Origin of the sequence: Nocardia sp. NPDC050630 (genome assembly GCF_044457245.1) — a bacterium.
GTDB lineage: Bacteria > Actinomycetota > Actinomycetes > Mycobacteriales > Mycobacteriaceae > Nocardia.
The window spans coordinates 156,237-182,567 of sequence record NZ_JBITGN010000006.1 but is presented as its reverse complement, the minus strand read 5'-3'; the positions used below and the strand labels follow the sequence as shown (position 1 = coordinate 182,567).

The window sequence follows — 26,331 nt, the reverse complement described above, 5'->3', positions numbered from 1 at the left end:
GGCAGCTGAGTCAACGTCGTTTCGGCAGGAGACTCTCGAATGCGCTGTCCACCAATGCTCTTCGCTGTGCTTCCGTGGTGGGGATCCTGTCGGGGGAGACGCGGGATAGTTGGTTGAAGCCGTGGTAAATGCTCACGGCGACAACCGCTCTGGTCCGCGCCTGCCCGGCGGTCAGCCCCAGTTCACCCAGCAGTTCCGCGACGTATTCGATGCGTCGGTCCGCGACTCGGCGCAATGTCGCGGCGACCGACGGCTGGTCTGCCGAGGCTAGTAGCGCCAATTCGACGCGTCCGGTGGCCGCGTAATCGATGACCTGGGCGAAGAGTCGATGCAGCCGCTCGGCCGGGTCTGTCTCGACGGCGATCTCGGCGATCACATCATCGGTGCTGCGCTGCTCCCAGCGCACCAGCGCCGCATCGATGAGGGCCGCGCGGTCCTTGAAATGCCAATAGAAGCTGCCCTTGGTGGTGCCGAGCCGCTTGGCGATGGGCTCGACGGCCACCGCCGCCAGGCCGCCCTCTGCCAGCGCGTCCAGTGCGGCCTGTGCCCAATCGTCGGCGCTGAGCCGTGCCTTCGCATCCCCTTGTGCCATTCCCGTACGCTACCGTATGGTTATTCCATACGCTCCCGTATGGGTTATCGGAGGAATGCGATGCCGACTTATGAGATTCCCGAACGGGCCACCCTCGCGCGCTCGTCGGAAATCGATGGGGATTACATCGATTCCTATGAAAAAGCGTTGCCGTCCGGCGCTCCTGTTGATCTGCGGGAATGGACTCGAAAGATATTCTTCGGCAAGCCTTTTCCTGATCGCGAAAGCGACGAGCATGAGCACGTGTCCGCCGATGCGATGGCGGTCCTCGACTTTGTCGTCTCTGTTCTGGTCGACGACGGTACGGTCACCATCACGTCGCTGGTCAAGTATCGAAATCACTGGGATAGAAGGTATTTCGCCATTGTGCGGCCATTCCACCGTCGGCTCGTGCTATGGATGCTCGAGCGAGCCGCCCGCGGTTTCACCCGCTGACGCGCCATATCGAACGGATGCGGCGGACGACTCGACGGTCGTAGGCTGAACCCATGTCTGGTGACATACGCGGTGTGCTCTACGACATCGACGGCGTGCTGGTGACCTCATGGCGCGAGATCGATGGTGCGGTCGAAGCCGTGCGCCGCGTGCGTGAAAGTGGTTTGCGCCGAAGGTTTCTCACCAATACCACTTCCCGCACCTGCGATGAGATCGCCGAGCGGCTGCGGGACGCCGGATTCGATGTCGATACCGCGGAGATCGTCACCGCCGCCCGGCTCACCGGCGAATACGTGGGCCACCGCTACCCGAATGCGGCGGTGTGGGTGCTCAATCATGGCGATATCGCGGCCGATCTCGCCGAGCTGACTCTCGACGACGAAGATCCGGACGTCATCGTAATCGGCGGTGCCGGTGCGGAATTCACGCACGACGCGCTGAGCCGGGTGGCCGAGCTGATGCTCGACGGTATACCGGTCGTCGCAATGCACAGCGGCCTGACCTGGGCTACCGATACCGGGCTCCGCATCGATGCGGGCGCATATCTGCCGGGTCTGGAGGCGGCGGCCAATGCCGAGATCGCGGTGGTCGGCAAGCCCGCGGCGGCCGGGTTCCGAACCTGTGCGGATCTCATGGGCCTCGATCCGGTCGAGGTGCTGATGATCGGCGACGATCTGCATTCGGATGTACTCGCCGCCCAACGGGTCGGTATGACCGGAGTTCTGGTGCGCACCGGCAAATTCCGGCCCGCCGTTCTGGCGACGGCTTCGGCCACACCGGATCACGTCATCGATTCCGTCGCGGAACTGCCCGCGTTGATGAAAGGTCTGTCGAAAGAATAATTCTAAAAAAGTCCTTCAAAATACTTTCTGCGTGCCGAACCTCTTAGCGTCCTCCGATGTGGCAAACACTCAGTGACGACCCCCGTGGGGGCGGCTAGGTCGGAGAGTGGCCTCCCGTAAGCGCAATAGCAACCGCGCGGCCAACTTTCGGCTAACGCCTCTTTTGCCGAACGTTGAGACGAACAGCCCGATCCATGACGAGGGGTTCGGGCCCTTCGGTATTGTCTGCCCCAATGTCACAGGATGCGAATACGGGACGAATGTATGCCGGGCAACCCGTAGAGGACCGGCAACGTCAGCGGCGTGCGCGTTTTCTGGAATCAGGCCTTACGGTCTTTGCGCGCGACGGCTACGCCAATAGTTCGGTCGGCGCTATCTGTAAGGACGCCGGACTCTCCTCGAGGCAGTTCTATGAGGAGTTCACCGGCCGCGAATCCCTGCTACTCGAGCTCTACGAGCAGATCGATAAGGAATCGCGCGAAGCGGTGACCGCCGCCCTGGAGAAGAAATCCGATGCGACCGCGCTGGAGATCATCGATGCCGCGGTGCGCGCCTACGTCGAATCCATCGGCTCCGATCCGCGCAAGGCGCGGGTGGCGCTGGTAGAGGTCGTCGGCGCCGGGCCGAAGGTGGAGAAGTTCCGGCTGGAGCTACGTCGCGTCTGGGGTTCGCTACTCGCCAGCGCCGCGGAGGATGCCGCCTTGCACGGCGAAATCCCAACGGGCGACTACGAGATGCGGGTGCTGGCCATAATCGGCGCGGTCAACTACGTGGTGGATTCGTGGAGCGGCTCGGATCCGCGACCGCCACTGGACGACGTGATCCGAGTGCTCAGCCGCGTGATCATGGGCGCGGTCGGCGCGTAGTTCCGCCAGCCGTCGGCTAGCGTGCGCTCTATGGAGACGGTTCCGATCCAGATGCCGGACGGCACCACCGTGCCGGTGCGGCTGTTCGCGGCGACCGGTGCGCATCGGCATCCGGTGCGCCCGGATGCGCCGCGTCCGGTGGTGGTGATGGTGCCCGGTCTCGGTGTTCCGGCCGGGTACTACGAACTGTTCGCCCAGGGGCTGGCCGCGCGCGGCTTCGATGTCGCGATCGGTGAGCTGCGCGGCGTAGGTGACAGTCGTCCGCGTCCGAGCGCCGCGAGTACCTTCGGCTACCACGAACTGGCCTCGGTCGACTTCCCGGCGATCTTCTCGGTGGTGCGCGACCGCTTCCCGGACAGCACCCCGTATCTGCTCGGTCACAGCATGGGCGGCCAACTCGCGGTGCTGTACGCGTCGCGGATCCGCGGCCGCTTGGGCGGGCTGATTCTGATCGCCTCCGGCACCCCGTATCACCGCGGGTTCCGGGGCATTTCGGGCCCGGGCATGCTGGTCGGCACCGCGGCCATGTCGCTGACGGCCAATCTGACCGGCTTCTGGCCCGGCGACCGGATCTCCCTCGGCGGCTTCGGACGCCAATCGAAGGTGCTGATGTCGGACTGGGCGCGGCTGGCCCGTACCGGCCGCTTCGCGCCGGTCGATGCCGATATCGACTACGAGGAGCGGATCGCCAGACTGAAGCTGCCGGTGCTGTCGATCACCATTGCCGGCGACGATGTCGCGCCGAGCAGTTCGGCCGCGCACCTGCTGGCGAAGATGCCGAAGGCCGAGGTGACCACCTGGCTGCAACCGGAACCGTTGGGGCACAACGGTTGGATCCGTCAGTGCGGCAGCACGGTCGATCAAATCGAGAAGTGGCTGCGGGACCGCTAGACGGCGACCTTCGCGTCTGCGTTACGACGAGGCGTAATCGCGCAACCCGTCATAGGCTGGTGTGCGTGTCGAATGAGCAACGGCGGCAACTACATCTGGATGTCATCGCGGAATTCCGCGCCAATGCGGGAAAGGTCGGCGGACAGTTCGCGAACATACCGCTGCTCCTGCTGACCACCACCGGTGCCCGCACGGGCGAACCCCGCACCTGGCCGCTGGCATATCAGCGCGACGGTGACCGGGTAGTGGTCTACGCCGCGAACGGTGGGCGGCCGAATCGTCCGGGGTGGTACCACAATCTGACAGCGCATCCCGAAGCCGTCGTAGAGGTCGGTACCGAATCTTGGCCCGTGATCGCATCCTTTGCGGAAGGTGAAGAACGACAACAGCTTTGGGCACGCAAGTTGGTGGACGCACCGTTCCTCGCCGACTTCCAGGCGAAGGTGTCCTGGCAGATTCCGGTGGTCATCCTGACCCCCACCAACGACAATTGATAGGCATTAGTGCTGAATCGAACCCGTCACGTGGTGACATACTCCGCGTACGGCGTCGCCAGGTCTCACAGCCGCGCTTGCACGCCTCGGCAGTACTCCACGATCCGTGGATCGCTGGTCACCGCAGCGCCAGCCGGTTTGCCGTTGGCGTCGGACAGGTTGAATGCGACACGTTCGTCTGCTGCCGAGACAATGCTGAATCGGATGCAGCCCGGTCTAAGGCGCTCAGTGTGGTGGAGTTTGGCCGAGGTGCTTGTCGAATCCGCGGAGCAGTGTGGTGGGGCCGATTTCGAAGCGGTCGGTTTTGTGGTGGCTTCCGGCGGCAGCAAAGGATGCGCCGGGCCCGGTTGTACGTGATTACCGCTCCATCAACATCTGCGTGAAGAACTCGTAGATGAGTCCGGCCTGGAATGCCGACTGCTTGTTGTCGGCCGCGCCGCCGTGGCCACCTTCGATGTTCTCGTGGTACCAGACCGTGTGCCCCTGCTCCTCGAGCAGCGCGGCCATCTTGCGGGCGTGGCCAGGGTGGACTCGGTCGTCGCGGGTGGAGGTGGTCAGCAGGATCGGGGGATAGGCCGCGTCGGCGCGGACGTTCTGGTAGGGCGAGTACTTGCTGATGTACTCCCACTCTTCCGGCTTATCCGGATCGCCGTATTCGGCCACCCAGGACGCACCGGCCAGCAGTAGGTGATATCGCTGCATATCGAGCAACGGGACCTGGCAGACGATGGCGCCGAACAGTTCCGGATAGCGGGTCAGCATGACACCCATGAGCAGGCCGCCATTGCTGCCGCCGACGGCGCCCAGCTGTTCATGTGTGGTGATGCCGCGGGCCACCAGATCCTTGGCGATCGAGGAGAAGTCCTCATAGACCTTGTGCCGGTTGGCCTTCTGCACCGAGGTGTGCCATTGCGGGCCGTATTCACCGCCGCCGCGGATATTGGTCATCACCCAGGTTCCGCCGTGTTCCAGCCAGCCCATCCCGGAGGCACCACTGTAGGCGGGTGTGCGGGATACCTCGAAGCCGCCGTAGCCGGACATCACCGTGGGGCCGGGGGTGCCCTTGTGGTCGCGGTGGCGGATTACGAAGTACGGCACCATGGTTCCGTCGTCGGAGTGCGCGAAGAACTGCTCGGTCTCGATGCCCTCGGCATCGAAGAATCCGGGTTCCTGCTTGAGTTGTTCGGTCCGGCCGCCGACCGCGCTGGCGAGCAGGGTGGCCGGAGTGGTGAATCCGCTTGTGGTCAGCATGAATTCGTCGCCGCCCTCGAGCGGGTCCAGATTCATCACACTGGTGGTCGCCATCGGCGGGGTATCGGCGAGCGGCTCCTTGTGCCAGCCATCCGGGCCGGGCGTAAGAACATAGAGCTTGGTCTGCACGTCCTCGAGGGTGATCAGCAGCAGATGGTTCTCGGTCCAGCCGTAGCCGTGCAGCGAGGTGTGCTCGTCGGGGGTGAAGATCACCTCGAATTGCCGTGCACCGGAAAGGAACTTCTCGAAGTCGAGGGCCAGCAGCGCGCCGGCGGGGTAGGTCTTGCCGCCGATCTCCCACGGCGACTTCAGTCGCACCAGGAACCAATCCTTGTACCAGGATTCACTCGCGTCGGTCGGTACATCGAGATGCCGCAGACTGCCGTCGTTTTCGAGCAGGTACACCTCTTCGTTGAAGAAGTCGGTGGCGCGGCCGACGAAATGCCGTTCATAGCCGGGAGTCCGGTCGTATCCGGCCGATACCGCGACATCGCCTGGCTCGCCCTCGAATACCGTTTCTGCCTCGGCGAGCGGCGTGCCGCGCCGCCAGCGCTTGGCGATTCGCGGATAGCCGGAATCGGTGAGCGAACCGGGACCGAAGTCGGTGCCGACATACACCGAGTCGATATCGATCCAGCGCATCTCGGATTTCGCCTCGGGCAGGAAGTAACCGCCGTCGGCGGGATCGATGAATTCTCTTGTCTCGAGATCGAATTCGCGCACTACCTTGGCATCCGCGCCGCCGCGGGACAGGCTGATGAGTGCACGCGACTGCTCCGGCCGCAGCACCGCGGCACCGCCCCACACCCAGTTCTCGCCCTCCGCGGTGCCGAGCGCGTCCAGGTCGATCAGCACATCCCAGTCCGGCGCTTCCTCGGCGTATTCGGCGAAGGTGGTGCGCCGCCACAGCCCGCGCGGATGTTCGGCATCGCGCCAGAAGTTGTAGAGCCAGCGGCCGCGCCGACTCGGGTAGGCGATCTTGGTATCGGTGTCGAGCATGTCCAGGATGCGGCGCTCGAGCTCGGTGAACCGATCGGAGCTGGCGAAACGCTCGACAACCACCTGGTTGTGCGCGCGGGCGAAGTCGAGGGCCCGCTCATCGGTCACTTCTTCGAGCCACAGGTAAGGATCGGTCACAGTTTGCTCAACGCCCGTCATGTCCACATTGTTGCCGAGAGGCTTCAAAGGTGAGATATCACTCGGTGAATCGGGCAATTCGGGCGCGCTGTTACTCGACATCGCGTCAAGGTCTGACATCCGTACCGGTCGGCTCAGTAGGATCGCTGCTCCGATATCGAACCGAGGCGGAAGGTGGCCGGTTTGCCACAGTTTCTCTGGGAGCAGCACTGCTGCCTGCCATTACTGCATTCCGCGCGGATCGCGGACCTGGCCCGCTATCCGCTCGGGTCGTATTTATCGGTGAACGTCGGATATTCGCGCCAGTCGACCGAGGATTCGCTGGCGCTGCTACACAAGTTCCGCCGGGATGCGCTGGATGATGGCCGTTTCCGGCTGATCGAGCGGTTCGCCGATATCGGTGCGGCCGATACCATTTCGCTGGCCTTCGATCTGGAGGACTCAGGGCCGCTGGGCGGTGACCCGGACAACCTCGAAATCTTTTACGAACTGGGCGTTCGTTCAATGCTGCCGACCTACAACCACGCCAATGCAGCCGGTTGCGGTTGTCTGGATACCGAAGACACCGGACTCACCGCCTACGGCCGAGACCTGGTGCGCAAACAGAACGACGTCGGCATATTCGTCGACGGTTCGCACTGCTCCCGGCGCACCGGTCTCGACTTGGCCGAATGCACCGAAGTTCCGATGATCTACAGCCATTCCAATTTCGCCGCACTGTGGGCGCATCCGCGCAATATCACCGATGAACAGGCGCTGGCCTGTGCGCGGACCGGCGGGGTTATCGGTATCAATGGCGTGGGCATCTTTCTGGGGCAGAACGCGATCGATGGCCGAGCCGAGCGGGTCGCGGCAATGGCCGCTCATATCGAATACGGTGCGGAACTCGTCGGAATCGAACATCTCGGCATCGGGTCGGACTACTCCTTCGATGCCGAGGATTTCAATGACATGCTCACCCAGGATCCCGGCGCGTTTTCCGATGCGTATACGAAGTGGGGACCGCTGCAATGGGTGCCGCCGGAGGATCTGCTCGGACTCGACGAACTACCCGGACTGGATGCCGAGCTTGCCGATCGTGGTTTCAGTGCCGGGGACCGGGCGGCGGTATTCGGTGGCAACTTCGCCCGGATCGCACAGCAGGTCTGGCGTGACTAGCGCGGTGCCTCAGTCACCGAGGTGCGCGGCGGCGACGCGCTTGGGGACGACCATGCGCCACGCCTCGATGACCAGTTCCGTCAACTCCGTCTCGTCGATGGCATCGAGACGCACCCGAACCCAGTTGTATCGCTCGTCGCGCGGCAGCGGCATCAGGAACTTATCGGGCTCAGCCGCCACCAGCGCCGCCCGCTCTTGCTTGGGAAAGGCGAACCCCATGCGGGCCTCGTCCGTGGACAGCGCCAGGTACACGATGCGGCCCACCCGGAACTTCACCCGATCCCGCACCAGCGCCTCGGTCGTTCGCGGCAGGCTCAGCGCGATCCTACGTACGTCATCGGAGGTCACCACCGGACCGATTATCGTCAGCCGAGCCGAATCGGCTACGGCCGCCGTCGTGTAAATAATGTTCACCGAACCGACGATTCGATCTGGTGCGCGCACCGATGGGTGCATATTCGATTCAAGAGCTGATGGCTATCAGTGCTGCTGGCTGGCCCGAGGAGTTTAGTTCACCGATGCCGGGTGCCGCAGCCGCCGGCCGAGGTATCGCAGCCCCACGCAGCTGCCTGGTCGTACGAAAGTCGCGGCACCCTGTGGCGCGCATCTCATAGTTGCGGGGGGACGGTGGGTGAAGTTCGCCCGACAGAGTTAGGCTCGACGTCGTGACTTCCCATTACGACGTTGTCGTTCTCGGTGCCGGTCCTGGCGGTTATGTCGCCGCCATCCGCGCGGCACAACTTGGCCTCCGTACCGCGATCGTCGAGCAGAAGTATTGGGGTGGTGTCTGCCTCAACGTGGGCTGCATCCCTTCCAAGGCGCTGCTGCGCAACGCGGAACTCGCGCATATCTTCACCAAGGAAGCCAAGACGTTCGGCATCTCCGGCGAGGTGAGCTTCGACTTCGGTGTCGCGTTCGACCGCAGCCGCAAGGTCGCCGACGGCCGGGTCAAGGGCGTCCACTTCCTGATGAAGAAGAACAAGATCGACGAGTTCGACGGTAAGGGCACCTTTACCGACGCGAACACCCTCTCGGTTGCCCTGTCCAGCGGCGGCACCGAGACGATCACCTTCAGCAATGTCATCATCGCCGCGGGCACCGTCACCAAGCTGCTGCCGGGCACCTCGCTCAGCGCGAATGTGGTGACCTACGAGGAGCAGATCCTCACCCGCGAACTGCCCGGCTCGATCCTGATCGTCGGCGCCGGCGCGATCGGCATGGAGTTCGGCTACGTCCTGAAGAACTACGGCGTCGACGTGCGCATCGTGGAGTTCCTGGACCGCGCGCTACCGAACGAGGACGCCGACGTCTCCAAGGAGATCACCAAGCAGTACAAGAAGCTCGGCATCACCATCACCACCGGTGCGGCCGTGCAGTCGATCGACGACGACGGTTCGAAGGTCACCGTGTCGATCAAGGACAACAAGACCGGCAACCTGGAGACGGTCACCGTCGACAAGGTGTTGCAGGCCGTCGGTTTCGCGCCGCGGGTGGAGGGCTACGGCCTGGAGAACACCGGTGTCGCGCTCGAACGCGGCGCCATCGTCATCGACGACAACATGCGCACCAATGTGCCGCACATCTACGCCATCGGTGACGTGACCGCGAAGCTGCAGCTCGCCCATGTCGCGGAGGCCCAGGGCGTCGTAGCCGCGGAGACCATCGCCGGAGCGCCGACGGTCACCCTCGGCGACTACCGGATGATGCCGCGCGCCACCTTCTGCCAGCCGCAGGTCGCCAGCTTCGGCCTCACCGAGCAGCAGGCCCGCGACGAGGGCTACGACGTGAAGGTCGCCACCTTCCCGTTCACCGCCAATGGCAAGGCGCACGGCCTCGGCGATCCGACCGGTTTCGTCAAGCTGGTCGCCGACGCCAAGTACGGCGAACTGCTCGGTGGCCACCTCATCGGTCCGGACGTTTCCGAGCTGCTGCCGGAGCTGACCCTGGCCCAGAAGTGGGACCTGACCGTCAATGAGCTGACCCGCAACGTCCACACCCACCCGACGTTGAGCGAAGCCCTGCAGGAAGCGTTCCACGGCCTCGCGGGCCATATGATCAACTTCTGATCCGTGTCGAAGTCGGTGGTGTTCGGGCCGTAAGGTCCGGGCGCCACCGTTTTTCATTGGAGCGCAATGATGCGACGCAAGTGGTTGATCGGTGGTGCGCTGGTACTCGTGGTGGTGTTGGCGCTGGCGGTCGGCGGCTATTACCTGATGAACTCACGCACCTTCCAACTGGCGGGGCGGTTGGTGAACCGGGTCGATACGACCGACAAGGTGGTCGCGTTGACCCTGGATGACGGGCCGACCGACAAAGCGCCCGAAGTGCTGAAAGTTCTTGCCGAAGCTGGGATTCCGGCCACCTTCTATCTCATGGGCCGTGACCTGGCCGCGCATCCCGAATACGGCAGGGCGGTCGCGCAGGCCGGTCACGAAATCGGCAATCACACCTACAGCCATCGCCGCATGGTGCTCGTCTCCAGCGATACCGTCCGCGACGAGGTCGAACGAACCGACGCGGAAATCACCAAAACCGGTTACCAGGGCCCGGTCACCTTTCGCCCGCCCTACGGCAAGAAGCTCTGGGCCCTGCCGAAGTACCTGTCCGACCACGACCGCACGACGATCACCTGGGATGTCGAACCCGATTCGGGCAAACATATGAGCGCCGACGCCATCGTCACCGAAACCGTGGCCAAGGTCCGGCCGGGCTCCATTGTCTTACTGCACGTCATGGGCGAGTGGAACGAATCCCTGGCCGCCATTCCACGCATCGTCAGCGAATTGCGTTCCGCTGGTTATCAATTCGTCACCGTGTCGGAGTTGCTGAAGCGCTGAGCTCGTCAGAGCCTGCCGTAGGCGTTGGTGGGTGTCAGACGGACGAGGGCACGGCGGTCGGTGACCATGGCCTTGCGGTATTCGTCCCAGTCGGGGTGCTCGCCTGAGGCCGCTCGGTAGTAGGCGACCAGTTCGTCGACGGTCTGATCGTGCGGGTCGGCGGCCACTGGCGTCAGGTCGACGGTGCCCTCGATGACGGCGTAGGCGAAGAAGTCGTCGCGGGTGACGTGGATTGCGGCCCATGGATCGCGCACCAGGTTGTGGTACTTGGCCCGGTCGGCGGTGATGGAGATGCGGATGATCCCGTCGTCACCGACGACATGCAGCACATTGGACAGCTGTGGGCGACTATTGCGCCGAATCGTGGTGAGTACGGACTGCTTGGTGGTCCGCGCGAAATCGACAGCCGAGGAAATTTCCATACCCACACCAACCCCTCGCAACCTTCCGACCTTCCCGCTGGCCCGTTGAGCACTACGTGGTTGCGGCGTAGGCCGAGAGGCCAGTGCACGATGATCTTCGCGTCAGTCGCGGTGGTAGGTGGCTTGGGCCTCGTGGACTCGGGGCATGTTGATCTCGATGATCTGGATGAGGTCTTCGAGGCGTTCGGCGACTTGGGCGCCGAGGTCGGTGAGGGTGTATTCGACTCGCGGGGGGATGGTTTCCTGCACCTCACGGTGGACCATGCCGTCGCGTTCGAGGGCCTGCAGGGTTTGCGAGAGCATGCGCTCGCTGACACCGTCGACGCGGCGGCGCAGGGCGCTGAACCGGTACGGCCCCTCGCGCAGCGCGACCAGGGCGAGGGTGCCCCAGCGGCTGACAACATTCTGCAGCACCGGACGAGACGTGCAGTTTCGGGCGAATACGTCGGCTTCCAGCGTCGGATCGTCGGTATCCACCAACGGGGTGCGCTGACTGGTCATGGGATCGATAGTACCCAACTTGACCAAAGTGTGTAGGGAATGCATAGTACTTACTAATAGTTAGTGCTTGATGAAACGTATGAACCGTGGAGGTAAGTCATGACCGTCGCCGTAACTGGAGCAACTGGGCAGTTGGGCCGTCTCGTTATCGAGGCGCTGTTGCGCGATGGGACCACCTCGGTGGTCGCGATCGTGCGTGATCCGCAGAAGGTCGCCGATCTGGCCGAGCGGGGCGTCGAGGTCCGACAGGCCTCTTATGACGACGCGGAAGCGCTCGACCGCGCCTTGGCCGGTGTCGACCGGGTGCTGCTGGTCTCCGGTAACGAATTCGGTGCGCGAGTCGCTCAACACACCAACGTAATTCGGGCCGCAGAGCGCGCAGGTGTGAAACTGCTCGCCTACACCAGCATTCCGCGCGCCACCGAGAACCCGCTCATCCTGGCCCAGGAGCACCGCGGTACCGAGGAGGCGCTCGCGAAATCGACTGTCCCGCACACACTCCTGCGCAATGGTTGGTACTGGGAGAACTACTTCGGTGCGCTCGGGCACACGGTCGAGTCCGGCGTGCTGCACGGCGCCGCGGGCACCGGCCGGGTCGCCGGTGCCGCGCGTGCCGACTACGCCGAGGCGGCCGCCAAGGTGCTGACCACCGACGGCCATGCTGGTCGGATCTACGAACTCGGCGGCGATGAGCGCCTCACCTATGCCGAACTCGCCCAGGTGATTTCGCAGGCATCCGGCAAGCCGGTGCGTTACGAGAATCTGTCCGAGCAGGACTACAGCGCGGCGCTCGAGCAGGCCGGTCTGCCCAGCGACTACGCTGCCGTACTCGCTGAGGCGGACGCCGGAGTCGGCGACGGCATCCTGGACGTGGACTCCGGCGACCTTCAAAAACTGCTCGGCCGTCCGTCCACTCCTGCGGTAGAGGTCTTCCGCGCTGCCCTCGCCTGACGCATTCGAGGGCGAGTTCAACGGGCTTGCGCGCCGTCGTCGCCACGTAGCGCCCCGGCGCGCAATCTGTTGTGTGTTTCAAGAGCCGGTAGCTGAGGCGTCGAGGTCTCACGCCGTCCCAGCGTGACGAATGGATAGGTAGATAGGTCTACGGGCTTGCGCGCCGCGGCCGCAACATAGCGATACGGCGTGCGACTCCGTCGTACGTCGAAGAACTGGCTAGTGCCACCTCCGGATAGGTTGCCGCGCTATCAGTTCCGGTTCACTCGGCGAGCACAGTCGAAACGCGGCACGACACGCCCCACCGGCACCGCCATATGACTACGCTCGACGGATCTCAGTGACCTCAGAAGCTATCTGGACGCGGCACCAGCCGACGTGCCGAGACCGCACGCCGCCGCCGAGTGACACATCTAAGGGAAGCCCACGCTTGCACGCCGCGGCCACGAAAGTTGCCACGGCGTGCGATGCGTAGGGCGCGGCGCCCGAGGTCGCATGCCGTGCTTACGGACCTGCGACCTCGATCCGCATCAGACCCACTGCACCAGTTGCAGGATGATGCCGTTCGGATCGGCCGTCTGGAAGTAGCGCTCACCCCAGGGCTCGGTTTCGATCGGGGTGACGATCGGTACGCCCTCGCGCTGGAGCCGTTCGTACTCGGCATCGATATCGTCCACGACGAATGCGACGAGTAGGCCCTCGCCCGCGCTCCCGGCCTTATCTTTCGGCTTGAAGCTGTCGAGACCGGTGCGCAGGTAGCACAGGGTGAAACCGGCATCGGGGCGGGCGACCGAGACGAAACCGTCGGCCGACATCTGCTCGGTGAAGCCGAGGTGGTCGATGGCGAACTTCGCCGAGGCCTGCGGGTCGGCGACATTGAGCGAGATGGCGGAAGCGGTGATGTGCACAAGGTCCTCCTCTGGAGCCGGATTCAAACACTATACAAAGTACTCTGTACTTTGTATAGAGAAATCCGACCGGGCACACTGTCGCGTGGATCACGCCGATACGATCGGCTTTCGCATACGGAAACGAGGAGGCGGCATGGCCGAGCAGTCGCGGGACCGCAGCAGCGCGGGCGATCCCGTGCGCACCTTGGAACTGCTGTGGCGAGTGCCTATGGCGTCGGTCCGTGGACCGAAGCAGCGCAGCAGTGTGGATGCCGTGGTCGCGGTGGCCATCGAAATCGCGGATGCGAAGGGGATCGGCGCGCTCACCATGCGAGCCGTCGCCACCGAACTGGGGCTGACACCCATGGCCACTTACACCTACGTACCCGGCAAGGCGGAACTCGTCGACCTTATGCTCGATGCGGTCTACCAGCAGATGCCGCGTGCCGATCTGACCGAACTGCCCTGGCGCGATCGCGTGGTGAAGATCGCCGCCGAGAATCGCGCCATGCTGGTCCGCCACCCGTGGGTCGCCTACCTGCCGACCACGCGGCCGCCGCTCGGTCCGGGTATCGCCGCCAAATATGAACACGAACTGCGTGCCTTCGACGGCCTCGGCCTCGATGATCTCGAGATGGACGCCGCCGTCACCTATGTCCTCGGCTTCGTCACCTCGGTGGCGCGCATCGCCATCGACACCGAACGTGCCGCCGCCGATAGCGCCATGTCCGACCGGCAATGGTGGGAGCGTGCGGCCCCGCTACTGGCCCAATTCTTCGATGCCGAGCGCTACCCGCTCGCCGCCCGCATCGGCGCGGTCGCGGGGCAGGCGCACGACTCCGCCTACAGCGCCGACCACGCCTACGAATTCGGCCTGGCGCGAGTCCTGGACGGACTGGCCCAGATCATCGAAAACCGCTGAGTCGCAAGGCTACTGATCGCCGGTCTCATTGTGCGATTTCGGATGCCGTGCGGCGTCCGGACTGCCGGGAAGCATGAAGCTGGTGATCACGATGGATAGAAGGATGAATCCCGCCACGATCAACACGAGGCTGACGGTCATGACGGCCCCTTTCTCCTGTCGAGCCGACAGCTAATTGCCAGCTAGCTTGATGGAGGGGTTTCCGATCCTGGTGCCGCCACACTATGGCATGCGACACACATCGGTCAGTGTCTCGAAAGCTGAGGTTGCAGAATGATGACCGTCACGAGAGCCGTCATTCTGTGCGTGTCGCGTTTCAGTTTAGGGGCTATCGATGGCGATCGCTCTGGAATTGCTAAATCGAGAGCTGACGGCAGTGGCCAGGGGAGAACTGTGCGCCCGACGCCGCGGTCGGTCAGATTCCGTCGCGCTGGATCCGCAGCGCGGTTATGGTCGCGGCCAGTCCCTCGTACTGATTGATGAGCAGCACGATTTCGATCAGAGTGCGCTCGTCGTAATGTCCGGCAAGTGCGGTCCAGGTGGTGTCGTCGATATCGCGGGTCTCGACGAGTTCGTCGACCGCGGTAAGCAGCGCTCGATGCTTGCCCGACCATCCGTCGGCGGCGGGGCCGGTGCGAACCCGCTCCAGAATCTCCGGCGTGACGCCCGCCCGCCTGCCGAGGCGAATGTGATGGTCCATCTCGTAGGCGCAGTCACGCAGTTGGGCGACGCGCAGGATCACCAGCTCCGATTCGTGTCTGGGCAGTCGGCCACCGGGCATCAACCGTCCGGAGAAATGCAGCCAGCCCCGGAATAGTCCCCTGGTGCGGCCAAGTGTGCTGAACAGGTGCGCGTCGTCCGTCCCAGCCGCACGCGAAAGTATCTGCCAGACAACCCAATTGACCGGTCCGAGCTCCCGGAGCCGACCGGGTGAAATGCGTGGTTGCAACGCCGAAACCATGCCTATGCCTCCTTGTTCACTGCCGGTGGCGGGATTGGTCTTCCCGGACCGAATCCGAGCGTACTAGTGGGTAGGTCCGCGATCGGCGGGTCGGCGGCACCGAGTTGGGCTTTCCGGTGGTCTTCGTCGCGACGGCGGGTCATCATCAGTACCGGCGCGGTGGATGTGGGGCGCCGGGGTGAACCGGATGAGGGTAGGGAATACGCGATGCTGGTGAAGATCAAGACCGGAGCGAATCTGTCCGGAGCCGAACAGGAGTTCGTGGAATGCCTGCGGTTGTATCCGACGACCGCTGTCGCATTGGTCGGCATGGAGATCGGCGACCATGGATCCCGTCGGGTCGACGCGGTCATCCTGACCCCGCGCGGCATTACCGTGGCCGATATCAAGGGCTTCCGACGCCGCCAGAGCGGGATTCTGAATATCGCGGGCGACGGTCGATGGACGATCAGCGCGGAGCCTACCGACCTGGACGAGGAGATCTCCGGCAATCCGGTCGATCAGCTGGAACACAGCGTGCATGCGGTGAAGACCCGGCTGGAGCGGGCGCTGATCGATCCGGGCCACATCTGCGGCGCCGTCGTACTCGTGCCGTTCCGCGGGGTCGCGGTGCGGCCCGCGCGGACCAACCTGCGTCCGGGTATGGACATCCTCGTCTCGAATGCCCGTGACGCGACTGAACTCCGCATCTACCTCGAGGGCTTTTCCGCCGGACCGCGCAGCTGGACCGCGGATCGGATCGTCGCCGCCTGCGACGCACTCGGCGTCACCGAAAAGCCTTCGCGCGCCGAGCTACTCGCCGATGGCTTCGACGAGGTGCAGCCGAAAGCGCCGTCGCCATCGGCGCGGGAGCTGCGCCAGCACGTCATCCCCGCGCCGCTGCCGCCGAGCAGGCGCCAGACGGCGGCGGGGTGGACGGTCTTCGCGGTTGCCCTGATCGGAATGGTCGTGGTCCTCATCGTGATCGCGAGTTCGCTCGCCAACGATTCGGCCGATCCGGCCCGCGAACCGGATACCTCGACAACGAGCGTGACGCCCTCGCCGCCGCCGTACCGTCCGACCGAGTGCTGGCCCCTGCAGACCAACTGCTGATTCAGAACGCGGCTTCGTCCAGCTCCATGATGTCGTTGTCGATCGCGGCGATGATGTTCTTGACCGCGGTCAATTCCGGCAATGCGTTCTTCGCGAAAAAGCTTGCCACAGCGACCTTTCCGGAATAGAACGCCCGATCCTTCGCCGGTGCTTCCGCGGCAAGTGCGGCGGCCGCGATCTCGGCCTGCGCCAGCAGTCGCCAGCCGATGAGCAGATCGCCGACCGCGAGCAGGAAGCGCACCGAACCGAGTCCGACCTTGTACAACTGCTTCGGATCCTGTTGCGAGCCCATCAGATAGCTGGTCAGCGTGGCGGTCATCGCCTGCACATCCTCGACCGCGGTGGCCAGCAGCGCCCGCTCGGTCTCGAAGCGGCCGGTCTTCGCCTCCAGGAAGGCGGCGATCTGCCCGTTGACATGCGCGAGCGCCACACCCTTATCCCGAACGATCTTGCGGAAGAAGAAGTCCTGCGCCTGGATCGCGGTCGTGCCCTCATAGAGCGAGTCGATCTTCGCGTCACGGATGTACTGCTCGATCGGGTAATCCTGCAGATAGCCCGAACCACCGAGTGTCTGCAGCGATTCGGTCAGGTACTGGTAGGCCCGCTCGGAACCGACACCCTTGACGATCGGCAGCAGCAGATCGTCTACCCGGTGCGCCAATTCGGCGTCCGCGCCCGAAACCAGTTGTGCCACATCGGCATTCTGATGGGCTGCGGTGTAAAGGTATACCGCGCGCAGACCTTCGGCGTAGGCCTTCTGCATCGCCAGCGAACGTCGCACATCCGGGTGGTGGGTAATGGCGACGCGCGGGGCGGCCTTATCCGTCATCTGGGTCAGGTCCGCACCCTGCACGCGCTGTTTGGCGTAGTCGAGCGCGTTGAGGTATCCGGTGGACAGGGTTCCGGCGGATTTGATGCCGACCACCATGCGGGCGTTCTCGATCACCTGGAACATCTGGGCGATGCCGTTGTGCACCTCGCCGACCAGCCAGCCCTTGGCGGGAACATCGGTCGCGCCGAAGGTCAGCTCACAGGTGGGCGAGGACTTCAGACCCATCTTGTGCTCGACACCGGTCACGTAGACGCCATTGCGGTCGCCCAGCTCCAGCGTCTCGTGATCGAACAGGAATTTCGGCACATAGAACAGCGACAGGCCCTTGGTGCCGGGACCGGCGCCTTCCGGACGAGCCAGTACCAGGTGGAAGACGTTCTCGGCGGTCTCACCGACATCACCGCCGGAGATGAAGCGCTTGACGCCCTCGATATGCCAGGAGCCGTCCTCCTGCTCGAGCGCCTTGGTGCGGCCCGCGCCGACATCGGAACCGGCGTCGGGTTCGGTCAGCACCATGGTGCCCGCCCAGCCCCGGTCGTAACCCTTCGTTGCCCATTGCTTCTGCTGTTCGGTGCCGACGTTGAACAGCACCGAGGACATCACCGGGCCCATATTGAAGAAGCTCGCCGCCGGATTGGCGCAGGTGAGCATCTCATTGATCGACCAGACCACCGCGGCGGGAGCGGGCGTGCCGCCCATCCCCTCCGGCATGCCGAGCCGACTCCAGTCGGCCTCGTGCACGGCCTGGACGGTCTTGCGTAGCGGTTCGGGCACCGAAATCGAGAAGGTGGCCGGATCGTAGACCACTGGGTCGCGGTCGGCCGCTGTGAAGGATTCCGCCACCGGCCCCTCGGCCAGCCGCTTCACCTCGGCCAGGATCTCGCGCACGGTTTCCGAATCGAGATCGCCATAGGCACCCGTATCAAGGAGTTTGTCCAGTCCCAACACCTCGAACAGGTTGAACTCGATATCCCGAACGTTCGCCTTGTAGTGACCCACCGGTCCTCCTCGGACTCACGCCTCCGCGACCGGGCAGCCACGGAATCGGCGTTTTGACGTTGTACAAAAAGAGCGTGCCGTACCGCTGTCTTGCTACGCAACCGTAGGCAGGAGGGGGCCTCACAGCGGTTTGCCGAGCGATTTCGGCGAACGTTCACACTGACGAAACGTGCGCAACGGACTCGTCACCGAGAGATATTCCGGCGCAACAACTTCTGTCTAACGTTCGCACCACGAATACAGCCGCTGTATACAACCCGGTCTACAGCCGTGACCGGGGCAAAGGCGGGCGTATTCGGCGCGGCGCACGCAGCGCCGCCGAACACCTGATGAAGTGAGAAGGGTGGCGCTCCATGCCAGAATCCCGTGATATCCGTCGATCGCGTTCGCGCCGCGTCAGCAAGGCGCTGGCCGCGCCGACGGCCGTCGCACTCGCCGGTCTGTTGCTGACCGGCTGTGGCGCCAAGGATGACGCCTCGAGCAGCGGCTCCAACGCCTCGTCCTGCGTCGACACCTCGAAGGACTCGATCAAGATCGGCTCGCTGCACTCGCTATCGGGCACCATGGCGATTTCCGAAGTCACGGTGGCCAATTCGACCAAACTGGCGGTCGACCAGATCAACGCCGCGGGCGGTGTACTCGGCAAGAAGCTCGACCTGGTCCTCGAGGACGGCGCCTCGGATCCGAAGACGTTCGCGGAGAAGGCCGAGAAGCTGATCAGCTCCGACTGTGTGGCCGCGGTATTCGGCGGCTGGACCTCGTCGAGCCGCAAGGCCATGAAGCCGAAGTTCGAGAGCCTGAACTCACTGCTCTATTACCCGGTCCAGTACGAGGGCCTGGAGGACAGCAAGAACATCTTCTACACCGGCGCGACCACCAACCAGCAGATCCTGCCCGCGCTGGATTATCTGAAGCAGAAGGGCATCAAATCCCTCTACCTGGTCGGCTCGGACTACGTCTTCCCGCAGACCGCCAATCGCGAGATCAAGGCCTACGCGGCGGCGAACGGCATCGAGATCAAGGGTGAGGACTACACCCCGCTGGGCTCCACGGACTTCTCCACAATTGTGAACAAGGTCCGTAATGCCAAGGCGGGCGCGGTATTCAACACCCTCAATGGCGATTCGAATGTGGCGTTCTTCCGCGAGTACACCAATGCGGGTCTGAAAGCCGCTGATATGCCCGTGGTCTCGGTATCGATCGCCGAGGAAGAGGTCGCCGGTATCGGCGCGCAGAATATCGCCGGACAGCTGACCGCGTGGAATTACTACCAGACGGTCGATACTCCCGTTAACAAGAAGTTCGTCGCGGACTACAAGGCCGCATTCGGCGCCGACAAGCCGACCTCGGACCCGATGGAGGCCGCCTACACTTCGGTCTTCCTGTGGAAGAACACTGTTGAAAAGGCGAAGTCGTTCAAGGTGGCCGATATTCAGGCAGCGGCCGACGGCGTGAGCTTCGATGCTCCGGAGGGCTCGGTCACCATCGACGGTTCCAACCACCACATCACCAAGACCGCCCGCATCGGCGAAATCCGCCCGGATGGCCTGATCTACACGGTGTGGGACTCGGGCAAGCCGGTGACGCCGGACCCGTACCTGACGTCCTACGAGTGGGCCAAGGGCCTCAAGTAGTCGAATAGCGCCGGATGCGGGCTCTACGAGGGGGAGCCCGCATCCGGCAAACCCCGTTAGGAATCCAAATATGGACGTGTTGATCGGCCAGCTCTTCACCGGGCTGAGTCTGGGATCCATACTTCTGCTTGCGGCGCTGGGCCTTTCGCTGACCTTCGGTCAGATGGGCGTGATCAACATGGCGCACGGCGAATTCATCATGGCCGGGTGTTACACGACTTATGTTGTGCAGAAGGTCATCTCGTCGACCGGGGTATCGCTGGTCGTTTCCCTGCTTGTCGGTTTCCTGGTCGGCGGACTGCTCGGGGCGGCTCTGGAAATGGGTCTGATCCGGTGGATGTACGACCGGCCGCTGGACACCCTGCTCGTCACCTTCGGCGTGGGACTCGTGCTGCAGCAGGCCGCGCGGGACATCTTCGGCGCGCCCGCCAAGAACGTGCTCGCACCCGATTGGCTCAGCGGCGGTGTCACGATCGTCGGTGCGGTGGTGCCGAAGACCCGCATCTTCATTCTCGTGCTCGCGGTCGTCGCGGTGACCGCGCTGGCCACCGTGCTCAAGACCACCCCGCTCGGTCGGCGCGTTCGCGCGGTCGTGCAGAACCGTGGTCTGGCCGAGACCAGCGGCGTCTCCAGCCGCGTCACCGATATCAGCACCTTCTTCATCGGCTCCGGCCTGGCCGGGGTCGCGGGCGTCGCGCTGACGCTGATCGGTTCGACCAGCCCGACCATCGGACAGAGCTATCTGATCGATGCCTTCCTGGTCGTCGTGATCGGCGGGCTCGGGCAGATCAAGGGCACCGTGATCGCGGCCTTCGCGCTCGGCCTGCTGAATTCGTATATCGAATACTCGACGACGGCCTCGATCGCGAAGGTGATCGTCTTCGTCATCATCGTCATTTTCCTGCAGGTTCGTCCGCAGGGGCTATTCACCGTTCGGACGAGGAGCCTGGCATGACCACACTCGGACAACGTTGGCGCGCACATTCTTCCGTGACCGCGTGGGGCGGCTTCATCGTCGCCGCGATCCTGCTGTTCGCGGTCGCGCCCGCCGTGCTCAGCGACTTCCGGCTCAACCTGCTGGCCAAATTCCTGTGCTTCGCGATCGTGGCGGCGGGCATTGGATTGGCTTGGGGCCGTGGCGGAATGCTTACGCTCGGGCAAGGTGTGTTCTTCGGGATCGGCGCATACATCATGGCGATGCATCTGCAGATGGCTGATGCGGCCCGGTTGCACAATGAGGTGCCGGAGTTCATGGAAATTGCCGGAATCCGTGAATTGCCGTCGTTCTGGCGGCCTTTCGCGTCGGCTCCGGTCGCCCTCATCGGCATTCTGGTGCTGCCCGCGCTGATCGCGGCGGCACTCGGTTACGGCGTGTTCAAGCGCCGGGTCAAGGGCACGTATTTCGCGATCCTGAGCCAGGCTTTGGCCGCGGCGCTCGCGATCCTGCTGACCGGACAGCAGAAGATCGGCGGATTCACCGGACTTTCGGACTTCCGCGCCTTCTTCGGCTTCAAACTCTCCGATCCGGTCAACCGGCAGATGCTGTTCTTCATCGCGGCGGGCACCTTGCTGCTGGTGGTCGCCGCGGTCCGCCAGCTCATGCACAGCCGCTACGGCGAATTGCTTGTCGCCGTGCGCGATCAGGAGGAGCGGGTGCGCTTCCTCGGCTACGATCCGGCCAATATCAAGATCGTGGCGTATGTGGTCGCGGCATTCTTCGCTGGCATCGCGGGTGCGCTGTTCACCCCGATCGTCGGTATCATCTCACCCGCCGATATCGGCGTCGTGCCGTCCATCGCATTCATTATCGGTGTGGCGATCGGTGGGCGGACGACACTACTCGGTCCGGTACTCGGCGCGATCGGTGTCGCCTGGGCGCAGACCGCGCTCTCGGAAGAGTTTCCGTCCAGCTGGACCTATCTGCAAGGCGTGCTGTTCATCGTGGTCGTCGGGTTCATTCCGGCGGGTCTGGCGGGGGTGTGGCCGATGGTGAAGGGGTGGCTGGACAGTAAGTTTCGTGCGGCTCCCGCGCATGCTCGGGCAGTTGTCGATGAAACGCTGCCCGAAGTCGTGACCGAGGAGAAGGTGGAATCGCGATGAGCGCACACGACCCGAAGCCGGGCGGCAATGCGGGTATGTCCAGTGAGTACCTCGAAATCCGCGGTCTCTCGGTGAGCTTCGACGGGTTCAACGCGGTATCGGATGTGGATCTCACTGTGCTGCAAGGTGATCTGCGATTCTTGATCGGACCCAATGGGGCAGGTAAGACCACGCTCATCGATGCGATCACCGGCCTGGTGCCCGCTACCGGATCGGCACAGAAGTCCGGCGTCGATTTCCTCGGCAAGAAGGTGCATCAGATCGCCAGGCTCGGCATCGGCCGAACCTTCCAGACGGCAAGCGTTTTCGAGCAACTCAGTGTGCTGCAGAATCTCGATATCGCGGCGGGTGCGGGGCGTTCGGCGCTGACGCTGTTGCGCCGGAGAAAGTCGGTCTTGCCGAGTATCGAAGAGGCACTGGAGATCACCGGTCTCGGCGAGCTGCGTGATAAGCCCGCCGGTGTGCTGGCGCACGGGCAGAAGCAGTGGCTGGAAATCGGCATGCTGCTGGTGCAGAACGCCTCGGTGTTGCTGCTCGACGAACCGGTGGCGGGGATGAGCGCCGAAGAGCGCGAGGAGACCGGAAATCTGCTGCGGCGCATCGGCGGTGAGCGCATCGTCGTGGTGGTCGAGCACGATATGGATTTCATGCGTTCCTTCGCGAGCTCGGTGACCGTGCTTGCCTCGGGCAAGGTACTCAGTGAGGGCACCGTCGAACAGGTGCAGGCCGATCCGAAGGTACAACAGGTCTATCTCGGCACTGCCGCTGCCATCGGCACCGAACTCGAAGACGCGCAGACCGCGCAGGAGCTGACCGCAAAGGAGTCCGCCGATGCTTGAACTCATCGACATCCATTCGGGTTACGGCCGGACCGAGGTGATCCACGGCGTCTCGATCACCGTCGCGGATGACAGCGTGGTGGCGATCATGGGCCACAACGGCGCGGGCAAAACCACGCTGTTGCGCACGGCCGTCGGTCTGATCGGCAGCAAATCCGGACAGATCAACTTCAATGGTGAGGCGATCACCAAAATGTCGCCGTCGCGTCGGGTCAAACGCGGTATCGCGTATGTGCCGCAGGGACAACAGAGCTTCCCGCAACTCACCACCGCCGAGAATCTGCAGGTCGTCGCCGACGGCCGCAAACGCGGTAAGGCCTTGATCGACGAATCGCTCGATCTGTTTCCGGCATTGCGAGAACTGTTGAATCGCAAGGCTGGCCTGCTATCCGGCGGTCAACGCCAGCAATTGGCGATCGCCAGGGCACTGGTCACTGAGCCGAAGCTGCTGATTCTCGATGAGCCGACCGAGGGCATCCAGCCGTCCGTCGTGGCCGAAATCGAGCGCACCATCATTGAATTGACCGGTCGTGGCGGACTCAGCGTACTGCTGGTGGAACAGCACATCGGCTTCGCACTGCAAGCGGCGCAACGCTATTACGTGCTGCAGTCCGGCCGTGTGACATCCACCGGTGACGGCGGAGCGGGCGCGGAGACCTCGGTTCGCTCGGCGATGGCGATCTGAGCTGGCCGCCATGACGCGCAGGGGGCGGGTTCCGCTCAGCGAGCGGGTTTACGAATCGCTGCGGCGAGACTTGGCCACGGGGGCGATCGTGCCCACCGAACGGCTCGGCGAGGAACGCCTCGCCGAGACCTACGGGGTTTCGCGCACCCCCGTGCGGGAAGCGCTCGCCCGGCTGCAGGCCGACGGGCTGGTGGAGCGGCACGCCGACGGGCTCTACCCGTATCGACCGCGATTGGAGGAGCTCGGCAATCTCTACGAGCTACGGATTGTATTGGAGACCAGGGGAATTCAGCGCGTAATCGGTGTCGTCGGCGAACCAGCACCGGTGCACGACTCGTCGCTGGTGCGTGCGGAACTCGATATCTGGCGCGGATTTCGCGATGATCCGCCCGAGCCGGGTCCCGCGCTGGTCGCCGCGGACGAACAGTTCCACACGAGTCTGCTCGCGGCGGCGGGCAATGCGGCGCTGGCGGACGCACTGACCGGCGTGTACGTCCGGGTCCGCCCGGTCCGCACCCTGGACCTGCCGACGCCGGAGCGGATCGCCACCATGACCGCCGAGCACATCGCTATCGCCGAACACCTGCTCGCTGGTGATCCGAATGCCGCGCTGCGCACCCTCACCGCACACATCGGAAGCTCGCGAACACACGTACTCGCGCGTGCCCAGCAGGCGATCGAGTTCACGAAACTCTCACGTGCCGTGCGGGATTGACTCTCGCGATCGAACCCGCCGCGCGGCCCAGGCGACCATCCCGTACACCAGTGCTAGGAGGGTGGCTTTCAAGCCGAGTTGTCGCAGGTATGGCCAGATCGGAAATGCGATCAGTCGGCTAGAAGCTTCAGGACGACAGGGCGGGACAGGGTGCCCGAGACCTGACGGGCGAGTTGGTTGGCGCTGGTGCCTTCGGCGTGGGCGTCGCGCAGGGCGGCGGCGAGTTCGTCGCGGGCCGCATCGGCGGCGGCCTGGGCCGCGCGTAGCCGTTGGGCCGCGCGGTCTACGGGATCGACGCCCGTGGCAGCGGCGTCAACCCCGCTGGCCGATTCGGTGGTCAACGCATTGACCGCCTCGCGGTGTGGGACCGACTTATCCGTTCGCATCGCCGCCCTGGCGAACTCCATCATGAATTCGCGGGTCGCTCCCTGGTTCTCGGCATCCGCGCCGAGCAGCAGGCGGGTGGTCTGCGGGACCGCGAGGCTCCAGTTGGACAGGCCGCACAGGGCCAGCAGCAGGCGGCCCGCGTGACTGGCGTCGACATCGAACTGTTCCTTGGCGCGGTCGAATTTCCGCAGGTAGTGCTGGGCGCGCCAGCCGTCGATATCGTGCGCGTCGGTGCCGCGGTGCAGTCCCTCCCAGAGCAGAAGCCTGAGCAATTGCGGATTTTCGCGGTGATAGTCGAACAGCTTGCCCACGTACTCGCCGGGTTCGGTCTCGGCAAGGGGTTGGACCACATCCAGGAATTCGCGCATGGTGTCGATCAGGATGACGTCGAAGAGTTTGTCCTTGCTGCCGAACAGGCCGTAGATGCGCTCCTTGTTCACTCCGGCCGCTTCGGCGATCCGGTCCACCCGCGCGCCGGCCAGGCCGTACTCGGCGAATTCGTCGCGCGCGGCGCGCAGCAAGGCCTGCTTGGTCGCGTCGCTGCGTTTCATGGTGACCGTCATGACCGCGACTTTACCATCCCATTAAACCAACTATTTGGTTGACAACCACCCTGTCATGGGCCTAACTTCGTCCACATGGCAACGCCGACTCTTCAGCTTCCGGCCGGTATCCCGGCTCGGGCACGCACTCGCAGCGCGTCACCACGCGCGCACACCGGGCGTACCCTCCCTGTATTCGTTCTGTCCGCTCTGCTGGCCACCGGCCAGATGTACATCCCGATTCCCCTGTTCACGGCCATGAAGGCCGACTGGAATGTGGGCGCGGGCGTCATGACCTGGATCATCAGCGCCTTCGCCTTCGGCTATGCGGGCGGCTTCGTGCTCTTCGGCCCGCTCTCGGATCGGTATGGCCACCGTCGGGTACTGGTCACTGGCATGATCGTCGCTGCGGTGGTCACGCTATTGACCGGCTTATCGGTCAGTGCGCCGATCGCGGTCGGTCTGCGCGTCGCACAGGGACTTGTCGTCGGTTCGATACCGCCCGCGATCATGGCCTATATCGCCACCCGCATCGCACCGACGCATCGCGCGGTGGTCACCATGTCGGTGGCCACCTCGTTCCTGGCCGCCACGGTGCTGGCGCAGATCGCCTCGCAGGCCGTCGTCGCCGCGTTCCCGTGGCGCACCATGTTCATCGGTTCGGCGGTCGTGTTCGTAGCGCTCGCATTCGTGCTGCGTGCGGTCATGCTCGATGACGCTCCCACCGGCCGCGATAAGCCACTCGTGCACAGTTACGCCGCGATTCCGGCCGTGCTGCGCATCAAGGCGCTGCTGCCGATGCTGGCCGCGGGCGCGCTGGCTATGGCGGTCATGGTCGGTGTCTATACCGGCATCGAAATCACTGGATTGGTCAGGGGTTCCGGTGAACTGCTCGCACTGCGTGCGGGTGCGCTGCCGGTGATGTTCGCACTGCCGCTGTTGGCCATCCCGCTTTCGCGCCTGACCAAGCCGGGCCAGATGGTGCTCGGCGTGTTGGTCGCAGCGACCGCCATGGTGATCGCCACTTTCGAAGGCACTCATCTCGCCGTCCTGACCATCCTGCTCGCCGTGCTGGTCGGCGGGCTCGGCGTCATCGCGCCCGCGGTCTTGCAGACGGCGGGGGAGCTGGGCGGTGAGGCTCGCGCCGCCGCGTCCTCGGTCGCCATGTTCAGCTTCTACGTCGGTGCCACCGCCGGACCGCTGGTGGCCGCGGCCGCCGCGCCCCACGGCTTTTCGGTGCTGGCGTGGACCCTGGCCATCCTGCTGGTCGCGGCGCTCGGCCTGACTCTGTTCGGGGTACGGATCCAGCGTTCGTCGCTGCCTGCTTAGTCGAATGCGCTCGGCCGACATCGGATT

General features: G+C 64.2%; 28 protein-coding genes. 18 read left to right on the top strand and 10 right to left on the bottom strand.

All coding sequences use genetic code 11. The features are described from left to right. Positions 1–10: 10 nt before the first annotated feature. A complete protein-coding gene (locus tag ACIBG0_RS17945; protein ID WP_397033710.1) occupies positions 11–592 on the bottom strand; it encodes a TetR/AcrR family transcriptional regulator in 582 nt (193 codons plus the stop codon). A 60-nt stretch (positions 593–652) separates the two neighbouring features. Here ACIBG0_RS17945 and ACIBG0_RS17940 point away from each other — a divergent pair, with 60 nt between their 5' ends. The 5 genes from ACIBG0_RS17940 (at position 653) to ACIBG0_RS17920 (ending at position 4,120) form a co-directional block, all read left to right on the top strand. Further along, the gene (locus tag ACIBG0_RS17940) at positions 653–1,027 is read left to right on the top strand and encodes a DUF2867 domain-containing protein (RefSeq protein ID WP_397033708.1); all 375 of its coding nucleotides are present in this window, start codon (positions 653–655) and stop codon (positions 1,025–1,027) included. A gap of 53 nt (positions 1,028–1,080) precedes the next feature. Further along, positions 1,081–1,869, top strand: a complete 789-nt coding sequence (locus ACIBG0_RS17935; RefSeq protein ID WP_397033706.1) for an HAD-IIA family hydrolase — start codon at positions 1,081–1,083, stop codon at positions 1,867–1,869. Positions 1,870–2,102: 233 nt separating this feature from the next. Next, positions 2,103–2,735, top strand: a complete 633-nt coding sequence (locus ACIBG0_RS17930) for a TetR/AcrR family transcriptional regulator (RefSeq protein WP_397033705.1) — start codon at positions 2,103–2,105, stop codon at positions 2,733–2,735. A 30-nt stretch (positions 2,736–2,765) separates the two neighbouring features. Further along, positions 2,766–3,626, top strand: a complete 861-nt coding sequence (locus tag ACIBG0_RS17925; RefSeq protein ID WP_397033703.1) for an alpha/beta fold hydrolase — start codon at positions 2,766–2,768, stop codon at positions 3,624–3,626. Between the two features lie 65 nt (positions 3,627–3,691). Further along, a complete protein-coding gene (locus tag ACIBG0_RS17920) occupies positions 3,692–4,120 on the top strand; it encodes a nitroreductase family deazaflavin-dependent oxidoreductase (RefSeq protein WP_397033702.1) in 429 nt (142 codons plus the stop codon). Positions 4,121–4,477: 357 nt separating this feature from the next. On the opposite strand, the gene ACIBG0_RS17915 is transcribed toward ACIBG0_RS17920, so the two are convergent. Beyond that, complete coding sequence (locus ACIBG0_RS17915) at positions 4,478–6,529, bottom strand: prolyl oligopeptidase family protein (protein ID WP_397033700.1); 2,052 nt, start codon at positions 6,527–6,529, stop codon at positions 4,478–4,480. Positions 6,530–6,691: 162 nt separating this feature from the next. Here ACIBG0_RS17915 and ACIBG0_RS17910 point away from each other — a divergent pair, with 162 nt between their 5' ends. Continuing rightward, positions 6,692–7,666 (top strand): dipeptidase, encoded by a 975-nt coding sequence (locus tag ACIBG0_RS17910; RefSeq protein WP_397033699.1) that lies wholly within the window; start codon positions 6,692–6,694, stop codon positions 7,664–7,666. Between the two features lie 9 nt (positions 7,667–7,675). Here ACIBG0_RS17910 and ACIBG0_RS17905 read toward each other — a convergent pair whose 3' ends face one another. Beyond that, a complete protein-coding gene (locus ACIBG0_RS17905; RefSeq protein ID WP_397034079.1) occupies positions 7,676–8,074 on the bottom strand; it encodes an MmcQ/YjbR family DNA-binding protein in 399 nt (132 codons plus the stop codon). A 257-nt stretch (positions 8,075–8,331) separates the two neighbouring features. Here ACIBG0_RS17905 and lpdA point away from each other — a divergent pair, with 257 nt between their 5' ends. Beyond that, positions 8,332–9,732 carry a dihydrolipoyl dehydrogenase gene (gene lpdA, locus ACIBG0_RS17900; protein ID WP_397033697.1) on the top strand — a complete coding sequence of 467 codons (1,401 nt, stop codon included), beginning with the start codon at positions 8,332–8,334 and terminating at the stop codon, positions 9,730–9,732. Positions 9,733–9,798: 66 nt separating this feature from the next. After that, the gene (locus ACIBG0_RS17895; protein WP_397033695.1) at positions 9,799–10,503 is read left to right on the top strand and encodes a polysaccharide deacetylase family protein; all 705 of its coding nucleotides are present in this window, start codon (positions 9,799–9,801) and stop codon (positions 10,501–10,503) included. 5 nt (positions 10,504–10,508) lie between these two features. Here ACIBG0_RS17895 and ACIBG0_RS17890 read toward each other — a convergent pair whose 3' ends face one another. Further along, positions 10,509–10,925, bottom strand: coding sequence for a PPOX class F420-dependent oxidoreductase (locus ACIBG0_RS17890; protein WP_397033693.1), 417 nt, complete (start codon positions 10,923–10,925; stop codon positions 10,509–10,511). Positions 10,926–11,027: 102 nt separating this feature from the next. Beyond that, positions 11,028–11,426: a winged helix-turn-helix transcriptional regulator gene (locus tag ACIBG0_RS17885; protein WP_397033692.1), complete on the bottom strand. Its 399-nt coding sequence runs from the start codon at positions 11,424–11,426 to the stop codon at positions 11,028–11,030. A gap of 99 nt (positions 11,427–11,525) precedes the next feature. Here ACIBG0_RS17885 and ACIBG0_RS17880 point away from each other — a divergent pair, with 99 nt between their 5' ends. Beyond that, positions 11,526–12,377: an SDR family oxidoreductase gene (locus ACIBG0_RS17880; protein WP_397033690.1), complete on the top strand. Its 852-nt coding sequence runs from the start codon at positions 11,526–11,528 to the stop codon at positions 12,375–12,377. Between the two features lie 530 nt (positions 12,378–12,907). On the opposite strand, the gene ACIBG0_RS17875 is transcribed toward ACIBG0_RS17880, so the two are convergent. Then, entirely contained in the window at positions 12,908–13,285 is a 378-nt protein-coding gene (locus ACIBG0_RS17875; RefSeq protein ID WP_397033688.1) for a VOC family protein, read from the bottom strand. 136 nt (positions 13,286–13,421) lie between these two features. Here ACIBG0_RS17875 and ACIBG0_RS17870 point away from each other — a divergent pair, with 136 nt between their 5' ends. Then, positions 13,422–14,189: a TetR/AcrR family transcriptional regulator gene (locus tag ACIBG0_RS17870; RefSeq protein WP_397033687.1), complete on the top strand. Its 768-nt coding sequence runs from the start codon at positions 13,422–13,424 to the stop codon at positions 14,187–14,189. 9 nt (positions 14,190–14,198) lie between these two features. Here the strand turns inward: ACIBG0_RS17870 and ACIBG0_RS17865 are convergent, their stop codons facing one another. Both ACIBG0_RS17865 and ACIBG0_RS17860 read right to left on the bottom strand, forming a co-directional pair. Beyond that, on the bottom strand, positions 14,199–14,330 hold the full coding sequence (locus tag ACIBG0_RS17865; RefSeq protein ID WP_397033685.1) for a hypothetical protein: 132 nt from the start codon (positions 14,328–14,330) through the stop codon (positions 14,199–14,201). Between the two features lie 274 nt (positions 14,331–14,604). After that, positions 14,605–15,138 (bottom strand): carboxymuconolactone decarboxylase family protein, encoded by a 534-nt coding sequence (locus ACIBG0_RS17860; RefSeq protein ID WP_397034077.1) that lies wholly within the window; start codon positions 15,136–15,138, stop codon positions 14,605–14,607. A gap of 219 nt (positions 15,139–15,357) precedes the next feature. On the opposite strand from ACIBG0_RS17860, the gene ACIBG0_RS17855 reads away from it, so the two are divergent. After that, positions 15,358–16,242, top strand: coding sequence for a nuclease-related domain-containing protein (locus tag ACIBG0_RS17855; RefSeq protein ID WP_397033683.1), 885 nt, complete (start codon positions 15,358–15,360; stop codon positions 16,240–16,242). A 1-nt stretch (position 16,243) separates the two neighbouring features. Here ACIBG0_RS17855 and ACIBG0_RS17850 read toward each other — a convergent pair whose 3' ends face one another. Beyond that, a complete protein-coding gene (locus ACIBG0_RS17850; protein ID WP_397033681.1) occupies positions 16,244–18,073 on the bottom strand; it encodes an acyl-CoA dehydrogenase in 1,830 nt (609 codons plus the stop codon). 353 nt (positions 18,074–18,426) lie between these two features. Between ACIBG0_RS17850 and urtA the strand changes: the two genes are divergently transcribed. The 6 genes from urtA to ACIBG0_RS17820 all read left to right on the top strand — a co-directional run bounded on the left by urtA (position 18,427) and on the right by ACIBG0_RS17820 (position 24,046). Beyond that, positions 18,427–19,707, top strand: coding sequence for an urea ABC transporter substrate-binding protein (gene urtA / locus ACIBG0_RS17845; RefSeq protein ID WP_397033679.1), 1,281 nt, complete (start codon positions 18,427–18,429; stop codon positions 19,705–19,707). A gap of 70 nt (positions 19,708–19,777) precedes the next feature. After that, positions 19,778–20,662, top strand: a complete 885-nt coding sequence (urtB, locus tag ACIBG0_RS17840) for an urea ABC transporter permease subunit UrtB (protein ID WP_397033677.1) — start codon at positions 19,778–19,780, stop codon at positions 20,660–20,662. After that, positions 20,659–21,807 carry an urea ABC transporter permease subunit UrtC gene (gene urtC, locus ACIBG0_RS17835; RefSeq protein ID WP_397033675.1) on the top strand — a complete coding sequence of 383 codons (1,149 nt, stop codon included), beginning with the start codon at positions 20,659–20,661 and terminating at the stop codon, positions 21,805–21,807. The genes urtB and urtC overlap by 4 nt, the downstream gene beginning before the upstream one ends. Then, complete coding sequence (urtD, locus tag ACIBG0_RS17830) at positions 21,804–22,646, top strand: urea ABC transporter ATP-binding protein UrtD (RefSeq protein WP_397033673.1); 843 nt, start codon at positions 21,804–21,806, stop codon at positions 22,644–22,646. The genes urtC and urtD overlap by 4 nt, the downstream gene beginning before the upstream one ends. Further along, on the top strand, positions 22,639–23,331 hold the full coding sequence (gene urtE / locus ACIBG0_RS17825) for an urea ABC transporter ATP-binding subunit UrtE (RefSeq protein WP_397033671.1): 693 nt from the start codon (positions 22,639–22,641) through the stop codon (positions 23,329–23,331). Before urtD ends, urtE begins: the two co-directional genes overlap by 8 nt. A gap of 10 nt (positions 23,332–23,341) precedes the next feature. Further along, positions 23,342–24,046 (top strand): GntR family transcriptional regulator, encoded by a 705-nt coding sequence (locus ACIBG0_RS17820; RefSeq protein ID WP_397033669.1) that lies wholly within the window; start codon positions 23,342–23,344, stop codon positions 24,044–24,046. A gap of 110 nt (positions 24,047–24,156) precedes the next feature. Here ACIBG0_RS17820 and ACIBG0_RS17815 read toward each other — a convergent pair whose 3' ends face one another. Continuing rightward, the gene (locus tag ACIBG0_RS17815; protein ID WP_397033667.1) at positions 24,157–24,996 is read right to left on the bottom strand and encodes a TetR/AcrR family transcriptional regulator; all 840 of its coding nucleotides are present in this window, start codon (positions 24,994–24,996) and stop codon (positions 24,157–24,159) included. Positions 24,997–25,071: 75 nt separating this feature from the next. Between ACIBG0_RS17815 and ACIBG0_RS17810 the strand changes: the two genes are divergently transcribed. After that, positions 25,072–26,304, top strand: a complete 1,233-nt coding sequence (locus tag ACIBG0_RS17810) for an MFS transporter (RefSeq protein WP_397033666.1) — start codon at positions 25,072–25,074, stop codon at positions 26,302–26,304. The last annotated feature ends 27 nt before the right edge of the window (positions 26,305–26,331 follow it).

Excerpts from the sequence above, each read along its gene's own strand:
- ACIBG0_RS17880 (WP_397033690.1), top strand. The coding sequence starts at position 11,526 with ATGACCGTCGCCGTAACTGGAGCAACTGGGCAGTTGGGCCGTCTCGTT.
- ACIBG0_RS17820 (WP_397033669.1), top strand. The coding sequence starts at position 23,342 with ATGACGCGCAGGGGGCGGGTTCCGCTCAGCGAGCGGGTTTACGAATCG.
- ACIBG0_RS17930 (WP_397033705.1), top strand. The coding sequence starts at position 2,103 with ATGTCACAGGATGCGAATACGGGACGAATGTATGCCGGGCAACCCGTA.
- ACIBG0_RS17925 (WP_397033703.1), top strand. The coding sequence starts at position 2,766 with ATGGAGACGGTTCCGATCCAGATGCCGGACGGCACCACCGTGCCGGTG.
- ACIBG0_RS17815 (WP_397033667.1), bottom strand. The coding sequence starts at position 24,996 with ATGACGGTCACCATGAAACGCAGCGACGCGACCAAGCAGGCCTTGCTG.
- ACIBG0_RS17895 (WP_397033695.1), top strand. The coding sequence starts at position 9,799 with ATGATGCGACGCAAGTGGTTGATCGGTGGTGCGCTGGTACTCGTGGTG.
- ACIBG0_RS17810 (WP_397033666.1), top strand. The coding sequence starts at position 25,072 with ATGGCAACGCCGACTCTTCAGCTTCCGGCCGGTATCCCGGCTCGGGCA.
- urtB (WP_397033677.1), top strand. The coding sequence starts at position 19,778 with ATGGACGTGTTGATCGGCCAGCTCTTCACCGGGCTGAGTCTGGGATCC.
- ACIBG0_RS17890 (WP_397033693.1), bottom strand. The coding sequence starts at position 10,925 with ATGGAAATTTCCTCGGCTGTCGATTTCGCGCGGACCACCAAGCAGTCC.
- ACIBG0_RS17885 (WP_397033692.1), bottom strand. The coding sequence starts at position 11,426 with ATGACCAGTCAGCGCACCCCGTTGGTGGATACCGACGATCCGACGCTG.
- ACIBG0_RS17855 (WP_397033683.1), top strand. The coding sequence starts at position 15,358 with ATGCTGGTGAAGATCAAGACCGGAGCGAATCTGTCCGGAGCCGAACAG.
- ACIBG0_RS17945 (WP_397033710.1), bottom strand. The coding sequence starts at position 592 with ATGGCACAAGGGGATGCGAAGGCACGGCTCAGCGCCGACGATTGGGCA.
- ACIBG0_RS17940 (WP_397033708.1), top strand. The coding sequence starts at position 653 with ATGCCGACTTATGAGATTCCCGAACGGGCCACCCTCGCGCGCTCGTCG.
- urtD (WP_397033673.1), top strand. The coding sequence starts at position 21,804 with ATGAGCGCACACGACCCGAAGCCGGGCGGCAATGCGGGTATGTCCAGT.
- ACIBG0_RS17935 (WP_397033706.1), top strand. The coding sequence starts at position 1,081 with ATGTCTGGTGACATACGCGGTGTGCTCTACGACATCGACGGCGTGCTG.
- ACIBG0_RS17865 (WP_397033685.1), bottom strand. The coding sequence starts at position 14,330 with ATGACCGTCAGCCTCGTGTTGATCGTGGCGGGATTCATCCTTCTATCC.
- urtC (WP_397033675.1), top strand. The coding sequence starts at position 20,659 with ATGACCACACTCGGACAACGTTGGCGCGCACATTCTTCCGTGACCGCG.
- urtA (WP_397033679.1), top strand. The coding sequence starts at position 18,427 with ATGCCAGAATCCCGTGATATCCGTCGATCGCGTTCGCGCCGCGTCAGC.
- ACIBG0_RS17870 (WP_397033687.1), top strand. The coding sequence starts at position 13,422 with ATGGCCGAGCAGTCGCGGGACCGCAGCAGCGCGGGCGATCCCGTGCGC.
- ACIBG0_RS17915 (WP_397033700.1), bottom strand. The coding sequence starts at position 6,529 with ATGACGGGCGTTGAGCAAACTGTGACCGATCCTTACCTGTGGCTCGAA.
- urtE (WP_397033671.1), top strand. The coding sequence starts at position 22,639 with ATGCTTGAACTCATCGACATCCATTCGGGTTACGGCCGGACCGAGGTG.